General features: G+C 60.5%; 13 protein-coding genes. 7 read left to right on the top strand and 6 right to left on the bottom strand.

What is annotated here, in order from left to right; translation table 11 throughout:
- Positions 1-76: 76 nt before the first annotated feature.
- The 4 genes from HMPREF2928_RS01925 (at position 77) to HMPREF2928_RS01910 (ending at position 4133) form a co-directional block, all read left to right on the top strand.
- The gene (locus HMPREF2928_RS01925) at positions 77-1030 is read left to right on the top strand and encodes a 1,4-dihydroxy-2-naphthoyl-CoA synthase (RefSeq protein ID WP_049331736.1); all 954 of its coding nucleotides are present in this window, start codon (positions 77-79) and stop codon (positions 1028-1030) included.
- 185 nt (positions 1031-1215) lie between these two features.
- Positions 1216-2595, top strand: coding sequence for an AMP-binding protein (locus HMPREF2928_RS01920; RefSeq protein WP_070687225.1), 1380 nt, complete (start codon positions 1216-1218; stop codon positions 2593-2595).
- 109 nt (positions 2596-2704) lie between these two features.
- Positions 2705-3619, top strand: coding sequence for a 1,4-dihydroxy-2-naphthoate polyprenyltransferase (locus HMPREF2928_RS01915; protein WP_070687223.1), 915 nt, complete (start codon positions 2705-2707; stop codon positions 3617-3619).
- 127 nt (positions 3620-3746) lie between these two features.
- Positions 3747-4133 (top strand): PLD nuclease N-terminal domain-containing protein, encoded by a 387-nt coding sequence (locus HMPREF2928_RS01910; RefSeq protein WP_246823541.1) that lies wholly within the window; start codon positions 3747-3749, stop codon positions 4131-4133.
- A 126-nt stretch (positions 4134-4259) separates the two neighbouring features.
- Here HMPREF2928_RS01910 and HMPREF2928_RS01905 read toward each other — a convergent pair whose 3' ends face one another.
- The 4 genes from HMPREF2928_RS01905 to HMPREF2928_RS01895 form a co-directional block, all read right to left on the bottom strand.
- Positions 4260-4949, bottom strand: a complete 690-nt coding sequence (locus HMPREF2928_RS01905; protein WP_070687221.1) for a histidine phosphatase family protein — start codon at positions 4947-4949, stop codon at positions 4260-4262.
- 158 nt (positions 4950-5107) lie between these two features.
- Positions 5108-5206 carry a 30S ribosomal protein bS22 gene (locus HMPREF2928_RS08925; RefSeq protein ID WP_005504750.1) on the bottom strand — a complete coding sequence of 33 codons (99 nt, stop codon included), beginning with the start codon at positions 5204-5206 and terminating at the stop codon, positions 5108-5110.
- A gap of 263 nt (positions 5207-5469) precedes the next feature.
- On the bottom strand, positions 5470-7551 hold the full coding sequence (locus HMPREF2928_RS01900) for a FadR/GntR family transcriptional regulator (RefSeq protein WP_070687220.1): 2082 nt from the start codon (positions 7549-7551) through the stop codon (positions 5470-5472).
- Between the two features lie 93 nt (positions 7552-7644).
- Positions 7645-8886, bottom strand: a complete 1242-nt coding sequence (locus tag HMPREF2928_RS01895; protein WP_070687219.1) for an ArsR/SmtB family transcription factor — start codon at positions 8884-8886, stop codon at positions 7645-7647.
- 412 nt (positions 8887-9298) lie between these two features.
- Here HMPREF2928_RS01895 and HMPREF2928_RS01890 point away from each other — a divergent pair, with 412 nt between their 5' ends.
- A complete protein-coding gene (locus HMPREF2928_RS01890) occupies positions 9299-10924 on the top strand; it encodes a TrkH family potassium uptake protein (protein WP_070687218.1) in 1626 nt (541 codons plus the stop codon).
- Positions 10917-11579, top strand: a complete 663-nt coding sequence (locus tag HMPREF2928_RS01885; RefSeq protein WP_005504725.1) for a potassium channel family protein — start codon at positions 10917-10919, stop codon at positions 11577-11579. The genes HMPREF2928_RS01890 and HMPREF2928_RS01885 overlap by 8 nt, the downstream gene beginning before the upstream one ends.
- 171 nt (positions 11580-11750) lie before the next feature.
- Here HMPREF2928_RS01885 and proC read toward each other — a convergent pair whose 3' ends face one another.
- Positions 11751-12596: a pyrroline-5-carboxylate reductase gene (gene proC, locus HMPREF2928_RS01880; RefSeq protein WP_070687215.1), complete on the bottom strand. Its 846-nt coding sequence runs from the start codon at positions 12594-12596 to the stop codon at positions 11751-11753.
- A 375-nt stretch (positions 12597-12971) separates the two neighbouring features.
- Here proC and HMPREF2928_RS01875 point away from each other — a divergent pair, with 375 nt between their 5' ends.
- On the top strand, positions 12972-14369 hold the full coding sequence (locus HMPREF2928_RS01875) for a chloride channel protein (RefSeq protein ID WP_070687213.1): 1398 nt from the start codon (positions 12972-12974) through the stop codon (positions 14367-14369).
- A 78-nt stretch (positions 14370-14447) separates the two neighbouring features.
- Here HMPREF2928_RS01875 and HMPREF2928_RS09215 read toward each other — a convergent pair whose 3' ends face one another.
- Complete coding sequence (locus HMPREF2928_RS09215; RefSeq protein WP_070614891.1) at positions 14448-14996, bottom strand: DUF6609 family protein; 549 nt, start codon at positions 14994-14996, stop codon at positions 14448-14450.
- Positions 14997-15216: the final 220 nt, after the last annotated feature.

The raw sequence follows: 15216 nt of genomic DNA, 5'->3' as shown, positions 1-15216 counted from the left end.
GGGCTACCTGATTCGCTACGCTCGGCAACCTGGTTCGCAGCCTCACCTAGCGCCCGGGCAACGTAGAATAGGGTCTATGACTGCACAACTTCCCGAAAAGGTCTCGGACATCTTCAACCCCGCCGACTGGCGCGTCGTCGAAGGCTTCGAAGACTTCACCGACATCACCTACCACCGCCAGGTTGAGCGCGACGAAAACGGCGAAATCCTGCGCGATCTGCCCACCGTGCGCATCGCATTCGACCGCCCCGAGGTCCGCAACGCATTCCGCCCGCACACCGTGGACGAACTCTACCGCGCCCTCGACCACGCCCGCATGACCTCCAACGTGGGCACTGTACTGCTCACCGGCAACGGCCCCTCCGCCAAGGACGGCGGCTGGGCATTCTGCTCCGGCGGCGACCAGCGCATCCGCGGCCGCGACGGCTACCACTACGCCAGCGGTGAGACCGCAGAAAGCATCGACCCGGCACGTGCAGGCCGACTGCACATCCTGGAAGTGCAGCGCCTCATCCGCACCATGCCCAAGGTCGTTATCGCACTCGTCTCCGGCTGGGCTGCAGGCGGCGGCCACTCCCTACACGTGGTGGCTGACCTGACCATCGCCTCTGAGGAGTACGGCAAGTTCAAGCAGACTGACGCAACCGTCGGTTCCTTCGACGCAGGCTACGGTTCGGCACTGCTTGCACGCCAGGTGGGCCAGAAGTTCGCCCGCGAAATCTTCTTCCTCGCCAAGGAATACGACGCACAGCGCATGTATGAAATGGGCGCGGTCAACGACGTAGTTCCCCACGCCGAGCTTGAGAACAAGGGCCTGGAATACGCGGCGCACATCGCCCGCCAGTCCCCGCAGGCAATCCGCATGCTCAAGTACGCCTTCAACCTGCCCGACGACGGCATGCTCGGCCAGCAGGTCTTCGCCGGTGAGGCAACCCGCATGGCGTACATGACCGACGAGGCTGTGGAGGGCCGCGACGCGTTCTTGCAGAAGCGTGACCCGGACTGGTCCAACTACCCCTACTACTTCTAAGCAGTACTTCTCAGAGGAAGTACCTTCCGCAGAAGTAGTTTCAGATGCATAGGCTCGGAGCCGGATTCAACCCTGAGAACCTCAGCTAAGAATCCGGCTCCAGCGCATTTGATGCCGCCCCGGCGCATGACAGCCCGGCGCATGACAGCACGCAGCCGCTACCAACAGTCGCTAAGGATTTAGCCATGATGAACATCCCCGCACCCGGGCTCACCCCTTCACCCGCCCCGTGGGAGACTGCCCTGCACCCGCAGGCGGTACAGGTGCGTGCCGATCAGCCCGCCGACCCTCACGCCATGCTGGGTGCCTTTGAGCAGCTGCTGGGTGAGTTCACGGCGGGTGCTGGTGCGGAGAGTGCAGAGGCGGAAAGCACGGGCTCTAAGGGTGTAGAGGTTACGGAACCTATTGCCCTGGTGGTGGGCACCTCCGGATCCACCGGAATCCCCAAACGCACCGCGCTGACCGCGCGAGCTCTTGCCGCCAGTGCGGCAGCCACCGAGAACTTCTTCGGTTCAAACTCCGATGCCGCCTCGCAGTGGCTCCTGGCTCTTCCCGCGCACTATATTGCCGGTGCTCAGGTGCTCGCCCGTTCCATACTCGCCGGTACCGCTCCGGTGATTGCCCGCTCCGTCATTGAGCCGGTCCACTTTAGCCCCGAGGTTTTCCTGCAGGCGGTTGAGCAGATGAGCTCGGCACGTCGGTTTATCTCCCTGGTACCCACCCAACTGCATAAGCTCCTTGAAAGCGCGGATGCCGACCCGCGCCTGGGCGCTGAGATTCACGAGGCGCTCGGCTCCTTCACCGGAATCCTGCTCGGAGGCGCCCCCACCAGCGCCGACCTGCTCGCCGCCGCCTCCGCGCTTGGGCTGAATACGGTGACCACCTACGGTAGTGCCGAAACCGCCGGCGGATGCGTCTACTCCGGCTCTGTTCTGCCCGGCGTGCGGGTGGAGCTCGTACCCGAAGAAGGTATGCCCGCCGTGCCGGATACCGGTGGGAAGCCGGCGCAGGTGGGTCGTATTTGGATCAGCGGCGAGCACCTTGCCAGCGGCTACATTGGCGATGCCGCCCGCACCGCCGAGCACTTCTTCACCGCCGCCAACGGCACCCGCTGGTACCGCACCGACGACTACGGTCTGTTGGCTCCCGACAGCAACAAGAACTGTAGCGAGCAGCGCCTGCAGGTGCTTGGTCGTAGCGACGACGTGCTCATCAGCGGAGGCGTAAAAATCTCCGCCCGCGCCGTGGCAACCGTCCTCGAAGAGCACCCCGCCGTACGCGAAGCCTGCGTAATCGGCCTACCCGATGCACGCTGGGGCACCGCCATTGCCGCCGCGGTCACGCTGGTACCCTCTGCCGGTACCGCGGCTGCGTCTACCGAGAATAGCCCCGCACTGAACGAAGAACTCTGCGCCCTGCTGCGTGCCCGCTGCGCCGAAAAGCTCGGCGCCCCCGCCGTACCCAAGCAGCTGAGCATCCTGCCGGATTTCCCGCTCACCAGCACCGGCAAGCCGGACCGCGCAAAAATATACAGTATCCTGGACAGAGACTACCGTCAGGGCTAAAGCAGGCTCATCCGCGGGTTTTCACCCCGCACACGCAGCCGCCCGCATGCCCTGACCGTCACGCACAAAACCCACGCATCATACGCACTTAGACCCGGAAGGAACCCACGTGGCAACTGCCGCCCAATGGATTGAAGGCGCTCGCCTGCGCACCCTGCCGCTCGCCGTCGCCCCCATTATTGCCGGCTCAGCTGCCGCCTACGAGGTCAACGAATTCAAGCCGCTCTACGCATTCTTGGCGTTCCTCGTCGCGTTCTTCCTGCAGGTCGGCGTGAACTACGCCAACGACTACTCCGACGGCATCAAGGGCACCGACGAAGACCGCGTAGGTCCGCTACGCCTCGTCGGTTCCGGCGTGGCAAGCCCCCGCTCCGTCAAGTACGCCGCCTTCGCCTGCTTCGGCCTAGCGATGCTTGCCGGTCTTGCCCTGGTGGCTCTGGCGAACCAGTGGTGGTTCCTGGCGATTGGCGCCTCCAGCGTTTTCGCGGCGTGGGGTTACACCGGCGGCAAGCACCCCTACGGCTACATGGGCCTGGGCGATGTGTTCGTCTTCGTCTACTTTGGTCTGGTCGCGACCCTGGGCACCCTCTACACGCAGGCGCACACCCTGACCCTGCTCGGCTGGGTTGGCGCTATCGGCATTGGTCTGATTTCCTGTGCGCTGCTCATGGCGAATAACGTGCGTGACATTCCTACCGACATTGAGGCGGGCAAGCTGACCATGGCGGTCCGTCTGGGTGAACGCTGGTCGCGCATCACCTACATCGTGGAGATGGCCCTCGCGCTGCTCCTGACCGTCCTGCTGCTCGACCAGAACCCCTGGTTCATGCTGGTCTTCGTGCTCGTGGGCCCGACCGTTCACTCCTGCATGACTGTGTGGATGCGTGGTGGCCGCGAGCTGATTCCCGTGCTCAAGCAGGCGGGTATTGTGGCACTCGTGTACTCGGTTATTCTTGCCCTCGCCGTGTGGCTGGGCTCGCTGGATATTATTAGCCACGAAGTTCAGGTGTTCACCGGCTACTAAGACCGGCTACTAAGCCGACGTACAAATCTGCACCGGATTGCCGCGCCATTACGCCGTTGGCGGGCACCCGGTTCACAGTTCCGCAATAACGCGGCGGTATGTCATAGTAGTGCTTATGATTCGAGCCATGCTGATAATTGGCGGCGCCGCCCTCATCGTGGGGCTGACCCTCTACACCCTCTTGGACGCCGTCCGCACCCCCGCACACGAGGCGCGAACCCTGCCCAAGTGGCTGTGGGTTCTCGTCACCCTACTCTTCCCCGTGGTGGGCCCGCTCATGTGGCTTATCCTGGGCCGCCCCAAGGCACAGCCCGCAGCAGGCGCTCCTCGCCCCGGCTTCGGTCAGCGACGCAGCACCCCGGCGCCCTCGGTATCTTCCCCCGACGACGATGAAGAGTACCTGCGCTGGCTCAAGGCAAAAGCAGAACGCGAACGCCGCAGCCGCGAAGCAGAATCCCAGGACAAACAAGACCCCGAGGACAACACTCCTGGTCAAAGCAGCGGGCAGAACTAGTCAGGACAGCTAGGCTCGCATCCCCTCAAGGTTTACAGCAAGAGGCTGTGAGCGCATCCGCAACGGATGGGCTCACAGCCTCTTACTATGCTCAAAAACAGCTTCAGGAACTAGCTACCGGATGTTTCAGCTACCGGGCAGCTGAATCACGCCACCGTACAGCGGCGCGGCAGGCTCCGAATACCCAACAAAATGCGGCATCTCATGCTCAAAATCAGTGGTGCTAAACGCCAGAGTCGTGATCGACGCCAGGTTGCACTCACGGGCACGCGGGTCATGCTGCAGCATGCGGCCCTCAACCCCCAGGCGAGTAATCCAAATCGGCAGCTGGTGCGACACAATAATCGCCTCCGCACCCTCGCCGCCGCGCTCGTAGGCGGTACGCGCCGCATCCTGAACAGCTGCAGCCATACGGCGAATCTGCTCCAGGTACGACTCACCCCAGGAGGGGCGCGCCGGGTTGTACAGCTTCGTCCAGTGACGCGGGTTCTTCAGCAGCTCCTGTGCATTCACGTGCAGGCCCTCAAAGTAGTTATCCGCCTCAATGACGCGCTCATCCGGCTGCGCGGTCAGACCCAGCAGCTCCTCAACCGGAGCGGCAGACTCACGGGTACGCTGCAACGGCGAGCAGACCAGATGCACGAAACGGGCGCCTCGCCCAGCACGAGCCGCGAACTCCTCGGCGCTCAGACGCACCATCTGCTGGCCCTTATCGGACAGACGGTAGCCGGGCAGACGGCCGTACACGATACGCTCGGGGTTGTGCACCTCGCCGTGACGCATGAGGTGAACTTTAATGGTGGAAGTTTCAGTCATAATCCCAGTCTCTCAGATAGCGCGCCGCACCCCAAACAAGTGACCCGCACATACCCTCTACAAATACAAAACCTGGCGTACAAAACCCGGCCCGCCAAAACTGCAGGAACGCGAAAACCCCGCCTCTCCATGCGGAGGGCGGGGCGAAAGAAGTCTATTTACTTCTTGTTGCGGCGCTGGTGGCGGGTCTTACGAAGCAGCTTGCGGTGCTTCTTCTTGGACATACGCTTGCGGCGCTTCTTGATAACGGAACCCATAGGATTTCCTCACTTTACTCGTACCCGGCCGAGCCATTCGACTCGGTAGCTACCCGGGGATATTTATACCGGTATAACCGATCCAAAACGCATTTTAGGCACAGAAATACCCTTGCGTTTTAGAGCGCTACCTACCTAGAGTACTAGGTTTACCCCCATTTTCACCATTCGAGAGCGGCTTTTCAGGAGTTTTTCCCTGAATTTCCGCTTTTCCCGCGGGTATATCGAGGATATCTCGGGGCGAAAACGCGGATTCGGTAGCCCTAACGGCGCTTCTTCTTCGACTTCTTCGAGCCCTTAGCGCGGCCATGAGAGAGCACCGAACCGGAAGAAGCTACAGCACCCTCATGAGTGCTCTCCTCAGCCGGGGAGTCGGCCTCTACCGATTCCTGCGCGGGATCAGAAGCCTCAACGGGTTCTTCAACCGGCTCTTCCACCGAAACCTCTTCAACGGCGCTTTCCTCAGCTGCCTCTTCTTCAGCCGCCGCGTGCAGTGCCTTCAGACGCTCAGCACGCTCAGCCTCGGCACGAGCCAGCGCCTCCGCATCAATGACGGGCTGGGGTTCAGGCTGGGGCTCGGGCTTCGTTTCTGCCTTCAGATCCTGCTCCTTCTCGGCGCTCTCCTGCGCTTCGTCATGCTCAGGCTCGTACACATCCACGCCGAAGAAACGCTTCATCTTCGAGAAGATGCCGCCGCGCTCCTGCACCGGCTCATCATGCGGAAGCTTCTCGTAGGTATCGTGGATGGTCGCAGCCGCTTCAAGACGGGTAGGCTCAGCAGGCTCAGTAGCGGGCGCCTCCTGGCGCGCAGGGGCACGCAGAACCTTCTCAGCCGGCTCAGTCTCCGCAGGCGCCGCGGCAGTCACAACAGCCGCAGGACGCGCCGTACGAGCAGGCGCAGTCAGCACCTTACTGCGATCCACCGGCTTAATGATGGTCGCACGCACCGGAGAAATAATCTGGCCGCTACGACGACGCGGAGCCGCCGTGGAGGCGCGCAGAACCTTCGCGGGACCCTCAGCTTCTTCCTGCGCGTACGCGGCAGGGACGCTCGGCAGCTGACCGCTGGGGGTCTGGGAGCTGAGGGGCTGGGAAGCGAGAGTCTGGGAGCTAGCCGCTACAGAAGCAACCGGTGCCGCAGAAGCAGCCGGGGTAACCTGCGATACCGAGGTGCTACGGCGCGGGGTGCCGAAGCTCAGCGGCACATCCGCGCTCACCGAATGAGCGGTAGGCTGCGCGGGAGCAGCAGGAGCTGCAGCAGGTGCAGCAGGTGCGGGCTGAGCAACAGCGGGAATGGAACGTTCTACCTTGTCAGAACCAGAAGCGTTAGAGCTAGAAAGAACCTCAGCAGGCTCATCAACCCGCTCCACAGGAGTCTCAGCAGCAGTCTCCTCAATGTAGACAATATCGCCCTCAGGCACCGTGTACTCCACGACAGAAGACGGAGCAGAAACCTGAACAGGCTCAGCCGCAGGCTCCACAGAAGCGGGTGCCGCAACGGGTGCATCTGCGGCGGGCAGAGCCTCCACATCAGCGAAGGACGGGTCATCCTGCAGCAAATCGTCAAAGTCATCAGCGGCGAACTCATCCACATCAACCGGCGCGAACTCAGACGCAATCGGCTCGCCCGGCAGGCCATTCGCCGAGGTCGCCTCCTGCTCCAGGTCAATACCGGCATCGGAATACATGCCGCGCAGCTGACCAATCACCATGGCACGCGCAGTCGCAGCGTCGCCAGCCTTCAGCGCCTCCGCAATAGCGCGACTCTCAGCACGCAGACGCTCAACAGCGCTACTCCACAGCGGCATACGACCCACCAGAGACAGCATCGACTCAAAACTCGGCTGACGCACCGACGCGAGCAGACCCACCAGCAACTCATTACCACCGCAACGCATCACCTGGTGGTGGAACGTCAACAGAAGCTCCAGGAAGTCACGAATCGACAGGTCGAAATCTTCCATCTGCTCCAGAACCTCGTCCATCTCCGCGAAGGAGACGGTCTTCGGGTCAATACGCGCAATCGCCCAGCTTTCCAGCAGAATACGGGTCTGCACCAGGTCACGAGTCGGGTAACGCGAACTGGACATGTGCAGGCGCAGAGCGGCACTCGCGGCAGCGGCAGGCTCATCACTCAGGTGTACCAGCATTTCCTTGCCGCGGCCGTTGTACAGCTGCACCAGATCCATATCTTCCAGGGTGCGCAGAGCCTCGCGAGTGCGGGAACGACCCACACCAATAGCGCGTGCAATCTCGCTATCGCTGGGCAGGTCCTGACCCAGCTGAATATTGCCCTCGAACAGTTCGTTCTCGAGCCAGCGCAGAATTTTACGATGAATAGCCACGTGAATGCGTCTTTCGGTTAGATAAAGGTGAGTGAGAGTGTGTGTGCTTTATCGATGAGTTATGCCGGAGGTTGAACGGCGTCAGGGCGCGCCTTAGCGGCGGCGGCCACGCAGGAAGCCGAAGAGACCACCGCGATGGGTGTCCTTCGCCTCGGTGCTGGTCGTCTCAGTGCTGGGGCGGTACACCGAATCGTAGGCGGGCATGGTCTGATACTCAGCCTCTTCAGAGGAGGGCTCAGACTTGCTTTCAGACTTGTCAGACTCTTCTACAGCTGCCTTCTCGGGGGCAGATTCTTCAACTGCAGGCTTCTCAGCAACTACGGTTTCTTCAACCGAGGGCTTCTCCTCAGCCTTTTCTGCGGGCTGTTCGTTGGCAGTCTTCTCAGCCGCCGCAGGCTCCTCGGCAGCAGGAGCTTCGGGGGTCACAGCAATAGGCTGAATCGAACCGCCCACAACCGCAGCCGGATCAATACCGTAAGACACAGTAGCGGCAGGCTGAGCGATTACCACCGGCTTTTCCTCTACGACAGGCTTCGCTTCAGTGGTCTTGGTGGTCTCAGCGGGCTTCACCTCAGCAGATGTCGCCGGGGTAGCGGGCTGAGCGGGGGTTGCCGACGCCGCGGGGGTCACCCCAGCATCGTAACCGTACGATGCAGGAGTGAAGGGGCGCATCGGGGTGCTATCCACTGCCTCTTCCTGCGAGGTGGGCTCAGCAGCGCTCTTCTCGACAGTCGATTCGGAGGCGGCACTTTCAACAGCCTGCTCCGCCGGGCGCGAGTAAATGCGTGCGCTCGGGGTCAGGTATTGGGCGCGGGCGCGCTGAATGCGAGCCTGTTCGATTTCCTCAGCGGAAGGAGCCTCAACAATGGGAGTCTCAGAGCCGGTCGCCTCGGCAGAAGAGGGCTCCGAAACCTTCTTCTCGGTCTCAGCGGCGGGCTTCGCAGATGCCGCGACCTCCGGCTCAGCGGTCTTCACAGCAACCTTCTCGGGAGCCTTATCCGCTGCCTTATTCTCAGCGGGAGCGGTAGCACCACCGGGCAACGCCACGGGCACGTGCGCCTCGCTGGACTGACGTGCAATCTGAACGGTCTCGTTAATCCACTCGGTCACGGTGGCGAATACATCCGGGTTTAGGGAGTAGAGGCGACGCTGCCCCTCCACGGTCACGGAGACCACGTCTGCATCGCGAAGTACTTTCAGGTGCTTTGAGATGGTCGGCTGGCTCATGCCCAGCTTTTCGACCACTGCACCCACAGTGTGGGTTTGCTCGGCGAGAATACGCACAATTCGGCGGCGAGTCGGATCCGCGATGACAGAAAAAACATCAGAATGCATATAGCGATTATGACATATAAAGTGGCGCCTCAAGCTTAGAATGAGGGTGATGCAGAAATTACCTTCAAAAATTCTGAAAGAAGCCTGAGCACTAGCTCAAAATGCAGGATTGAAGGGGATAAAAGCATGAAGTGTCCGTCACATTGTAAGGGTACATATCTGTATCTCTTCTTGGGCATATGCTGATATTTCAACCCACCACAGTATATATACCATAAAGAGCATATACACTCTTCCGCGCCTCATACAGAAAACCGCCCCTACGCCTTTGCCAAACTCACATATTGAGCGTCCAGCTATCAACACACTACCCCCTTTCAAAGCACCCGGCGCGATACACTAGAAGGCGTCAAAACAGGCACAAATCCGCCGCCCAACACACCAACACCCAGACACCCGCTGAAGGAGGCGCATGGGACGCATACTCCGCCGCACCCGGCGCCGACATCACCACCCCCAGGGCCAGCTCAACCGCCGCTGGGACACCCTCAGCGGCACCACATCCGTACCTCAAAAGCAGCAGGTTCACCGTAGCCGACGCGACCGCCTCGAGGCCGAAAACCTTAGCATCCTCACGAGCGTGCCCGGTATTGACCTCGATCGTCTGCTCGCCCTACGCGACCACGTGAGCGAAACCTCCGAGGTTCAGCGTAAGCGCGCCCCCATGGGGTTCAATCTGCAGACCCTCGAACGGTTCCGTGACTTTATTGACGTGACCGTTCTTGCCTCGCCTTCGCGCACCGCAATCACTGCGTTTCTGTTGGTCATCATCTTCTTTACGCTCACCTTGCTACTGCCCATCTCCTCCAATGATGGGCAGCCCGCGCCTTTCCACCACGCATTTTTTACCTCTACCAGCGCGGTGACCGTGACCGGCCTGACTACCGTCTCCACCGCCGAGCAGTGGTCCACCTTCGGTCAGGCAATGATTCTTGTGGCTTGTCAGGTCGGTGGTTTGGGTACTCTAACCATTACCTCCCTGCTGGCGCTGGCTATCGGCCGTAAGATGGGTCTGCGCACCAAACTCATCGCGCAGGAAGACCTGAACATCAGTCGTCTTGGCGAGGTCGGTGGCATCATCAAGAGCGTCTCCTATGCTTCATTCTCCATCGAGGCAATCATTGCGCTTGTGCTGATTCCTCGGTTCCTGACCCTCGGCGAAGACCCGTTCCAGGCGATCTGGCACAGCATTTTCTACTCCATCTCAGCCTTCAACAATGCAGGCTTCACTCCGCATTCCGACGGCATCGTGCCTTACGGTCATGACCTTTTCCTGCTCGTACCCATATGTATTGCGGTGTTCCTGGGCTCACTCGGTTTCCCTGTTTTCATTGCGATTCAGCATCACCCTTTCCGCCCCCGCCACTGGTCGCTCACCGCGAAGCTGACCACCGTGACGACCCTGTTTTTCTTTGCTTTTGGCGCGTTCTTCTGGGGTCTCTTCGAGTGGAACAACCCCGCCACCATCGGCGACTACTCCGCAGGCGACAAGGTTCTGAACGCCATCTTTGCCTCCGTCATGATGCGTTCGGGCGGCTTCAATCTGGTCGACATGAGCAGCATTACCCCCGTCTCCACACTCCTGACGGACATGCTCATGTTCATTGGCGGTGGCTCCGGCTCGACCGCGGGTGGCGTGAAGGTCACGACCATCGCCGTGATTGCCCTGTCTATCCTTGCTGAGGCGCGAGGCGATCAGAAGGTTGTCGCGTTCAACCGCACCATCCCCGAGTCCTCCCTGCGTATTGCTATCTCCGTGATTGTTATGGGTGCTACCGTGGTAGGTGTCGGCGCCGCGTCGATTCTGATTATTAGCGGCGCGGACCTCAAGGAAGTCATTTTCGAGGTCATCTCCGCCTTCGCGACCTGCGGCCTCTCGAATGGTCTCTCCTCCAGCCTGCCGCCGGCGGGTATCTACGTGCTCAGCGGCCTGATGCTCATTGGCCGTGTGGGCACCACAACCGCCGCGACCGGCCTGGCGCTGCGTTCACGCCGCCGCCTCTACAAGTTCCCCGAAGAAAGGCCCACCATTGGCTAGTGCACATAACGCCCCCGTCCTCGTGATTGGTCTGGGACGCTTCGGCTCCGCGGTGGCGGCCCAGCTGCGCCTGCAGAACAAGGAGGTCCTTGCTATTGAGAAGGACCCCGAGTTGGTGCAGAAGTGGTCCGGCGTGCTGACGCACGTGGTCTCCGCCGACGCGACCGATATCGACACCCTGCACCAGTTGGGTGCGGACGATTTCGGTTCCGCCGTGGTGGGTGTGGGCACCTCAGTGGAGGCATCCGTGCTGATTACCGCGAACCTCGTAGACATTGGCGTGGAGCGTATCTGGGCGAAGGCTATTACCCCCGCGCACGGCAAGATTCTGGAGCGTATTGGCGCGCACCACGTGGTCTACCCGGAGGCGGATGCCGGCCGCCGCGCCGCGCACCTGGTCTCGGGTCGTCTGCTGGACTACATTGAGTTTGATGACGACTTCGCGATTGCGAAGATGCGCCCGCCGAAGGAAACCCACGGCTTTACCCTCGCCGAGTCGGATATCCGCTCCAAGTACGGCGTGTCCGTGGTCGGTATTAAGTCGCCCGGTGAGGACTTCACCTACGCGGATGCAACCACCCGCATTCACTCGCGTGACATTCTGATTGTGTCCGGTCAGGTGGACCTGATTGAGCGTTTCGCGGCGCGACCCTAAGCGCATTTTTCATCGCTGCCTTAAGGAGCCAGCGATTGAGGAGCCCGCAATTAGACATAGAAAAAACAGCCTCTTCCCGTTCTGCCGGGAGGAGGCTGTTTTTCTATAGTTTTACCTAGCCAGGGAGATGCTACCGGACGGTATTAGTCCCCGCTGGTTAATTCCCGCTGATTAGTCCTCATCAGCGGTGTACAGCTGGCTCATTTCCGCCGAACGGGCGGCGCAGGCGCGCATCGCATCTTCGGTCAGCTGGAAGAGGCCACCGTCCACAAAGGTGTTCAGCGCACGCTCGGTGGTGCCGTTCGGGCTGGTCACGGCGCGGCGCAGGGCGGGCGCATCCGGGTTGGTGTCGAGCAGGTAGCCCGCACCGGCAACGGTTGCGCTGGCCAGCTTGAGGGCGGTGTCTGCGTCCAGGCCGAGCTTCTCGCCGGCGGCGGCCATCGCCTCCGCAAGCAGGAACGCGTATGCCGGGCCGGAACCGGAGACGGCGGTGACCGCATCCATCTGGTCCTCGCGAACCTCAACAACCAGACCGACGGTGCCCAGGACCTCTTCGACGAGCTTCTTCTGCTCATCCTTGACGGTGTCAGTGGTGGAGATGGCGAGCACGCCCTTGCCCACGGAGGAGGGGGTGTTCGGCATGCAGCGAACAATGGGCTGACCTGCGGGAAGGCACTCGGCGAGGGTTTCGAGGGTCACGCCGGCAGCAACAGACACCACAACGGCGTTCGGTGCGAGGGCGGGCGCAATATCGCGGGCGAGCTCGACGATGCCGTAGGGCTTCACTCCGAGCAGCACGACGTCTGCGTGGGCGGTTGCCTTGTGGTTGCCGTCGGCTTCGCCGCCGGTGGTGATGATTTCGACCTTGTCGCCGAGGCGCTGGGCGAGGGCGGCGCGGGATTCTTCGCTACGCACGGTGGCGCGGATGTGGGCGGGGTCGTGGCCTGCGGCGAGCAGACCTGCGGCGATGGAGCCGTTCATGGAGCCGGTGCCGAGAAAAGCAATAGTTGCGGTCATCGTTGATCCTTCCTAATGGGGTGCCTGCGCCCTGCGGGTGCGCGGTGTGCTGTGCGCGGCGGGCGTGTGGAGGCGTACCCTTCCAGCATAGCGGGTGCGGCTACGGGCATGTGACCTGGCTCGTGCTTCTCCGGGCTTTCTGGGTGGCGGCTTCACTCTGCGTGCCTCATGTACCGTCCCCAATGCGCCGCGTCCCATATACCGCGCCACATGCACCGCGTCCCATGCGCCGGGCTCAGCTTCCCACTCTGCGGCCCACCCCTGAGCCGCCAAAAGTGCAGGCGTAAAATGAAAGCAACTTCAACCGCGGCAGTTTGTGCCGGGTATGAAGCCTTCAACAACGCACAGCACGTAACACACAAAACCCCTTTTTCTATGTCTTCTCATACTGGTTCTTCCTCGAATAGCCCGCAGAAGCCTGCGGGTTCCCGCTCTTTTTCATTTCGCCTCCTTCTGGGGCTAACCCTTGCCGCGCTGGTCACGGGCGTGTTCAGCGGTTTGGGAGCGATTGCCCTGCACTATGTGCTGGATTTTATGCAGGAGCTCACGTTCGGTCATTCGGAGGGCCACCACCCGATGGTGACTGACGGTGCTGACCCGGCGCGCCGTGCGCTGGTGCTGGCAGCTCTGGGCCCGTTCGTGGCGCTGGTTTGGTATTACCTGCAGTCGGGCGGTCGGCGCGTGGTGAGCGTGAAAGCGCAGATTGCGGGTGCTACCGAGGAGGACCTTAAGCCCCCGCTGTGGCGGCAGATTTCGCATTCGGTGATTCAGATTGTTGCGGTAGGTGCGGGTTCCCCGGTGGGTAAGGAGGTCGCGCCGCGTGAGTTGGGTGCGCTGGCTGCGGGTCGGTGCGCGCGTTTTCTGGAGCGTGTGGGTGGCACTCGCCCGGATGGTTCGCCGCTGCTGGGTGATCGTGAGCGTCGCCTGCTGGTAGCGGCGGGTGCGGCGTCCGGTTTGGCGGCGGTGTATCAGGTGCCGATTGGTGGTCTGGTGTACCTTGTGGAGGCGATGGCTGCGGGTCTGAGCCTGTGGTCGCTGTATGTGGGTGCGGTGACGGTGTGGACGGCGACGGCCACGGCGAATCTGGTGATTTCGAGTGCGCCGACGTACCCGGTGCCGCAGCTTCCGTTGGATGCGACGACGCTGACGGTGGCGGCGCTGACGGGTGTGGTGTTGACTCCGTTGGCGTTGGGTTTTAGGGCGTTGTCGCAGCGTGCGGAGAAGTTGAAGGCGAAGGATCGTTCTCTTCTATGGCGTATTCCTGTGGCGTTTGCGCTGGTCGCGGTGGTTTCGCTGTGGCTTCCGGAGATTCTGGGTAATGGTCGTCTGCTGACTCAGCACACGTTTAATGTGTCGTTGGATGCGGCGGCGGGCGGTTTGACTGCGGCGGCGGCAGTGTATGTGTTGGCGTTGTGTGTGGCGAAGGCTGCCGTGGTGGTGTTGAGTCTGCGTTTCGGTTCTTATGGCGGTACGTTGACGCCGGGTTTGGCGTTGGGTGCGGCGGCTGCGTTTTGTGTGGCGGCGCTGGCACTGTGGGCGTTCCCTGCTTTGGGTGGGGTGCCAGGTGGTGCGTCGATGGTGTTGTATGCGGCGGCGTTGACGGGTACGGCGGCGTTTTTGGGTATTTCGATGAATGCGCCGTTGTCTGCGTTGACGTTGTTGATTGGTTTTACGGGTCAGGGTGCGAGTGCGTGGCTGCCGATGGCGGTTGCGGTGGGCACGGCGGTGCTGACCCGCTGGGCGTGGACACGGGCGTTCGGCGCTAAGAAGTAGGTCCTGACAGGTGGCGAGCGGCCCCGGATGCGTGTGTGCGTCCGGGGCCGCCCTGTTTTGCCGTGCCGAAGATTTGCCTTACTTTTGTTTTGACGGCTTTGAAAGGAATAGCAGATAGATTCCGAAGAGGAGCTTAATCGCCGCATCGATATATGCAATTACCTCTAACGGGATGCTGGTAAAAATATATCCTGCAAACACGTTAATGGCACAGATAAGACCCAGATATATCATTGACTTTCCATGCACAAAATAGTATGGGAAGAAATGCAGCGCGGTTGCCATCAGCGCTCCCAGCCAAATCAGTCTCCAATTTTCAGTTGCAAAGAATGGGCCGCCCAGCAAAATCATCAAGACAAATAATAGAATAACGGCACGTGAAGATACTTTCTTTTGAAATTCACTTGAAGGACCATCAGACAGGCTATTTAGCACCTTTTTGTTCATGTTGATCGAGAAAAAGCTAATAACATAGCCAATACTGAATACTTGCATGTTTATTATTTGCTTTCCTCCAGTCATGGCGGCTATTGCTATAACTGCCGCCACCACAATTAACCACAGGCCGCATGCCCTCTTATAGTTAAATTCTAGCTTTTCATCTTTGTTATAGTTTAGAAAACTCATCGATACCTCCAATAGCCTCTCGTAGAGTCACTTCTCTTGTTACGTCACTAAATTTTAATATGAAAAAATTCTGCAATATATCAATATTACCCAGTCCTTCTGACTATTAATTACATCTCCTATGATTATATCAAAATAGCAATAGAGAATTCGTCAAAAAAGCAAAAGAGACAGCCCCGGATGCGTGCATGCATCCGGGGCCGCCTGCTTTTTAGACCGA

The organism is Rothia sp. HMSC072B04 (assembly GCF_001813725.1).
Taxonomy (GTDB): domain Bacteria; phylum Actinomycetota; class Actinomycetes; order Actinomycetales; family Micrococcaceae; genus Rothia; species Rothia mucilaginosa.
Note: the sequence above shows the minus strand (reverse complement) of the source record. Positions and strands in the feature narration are given on the sequence as shown.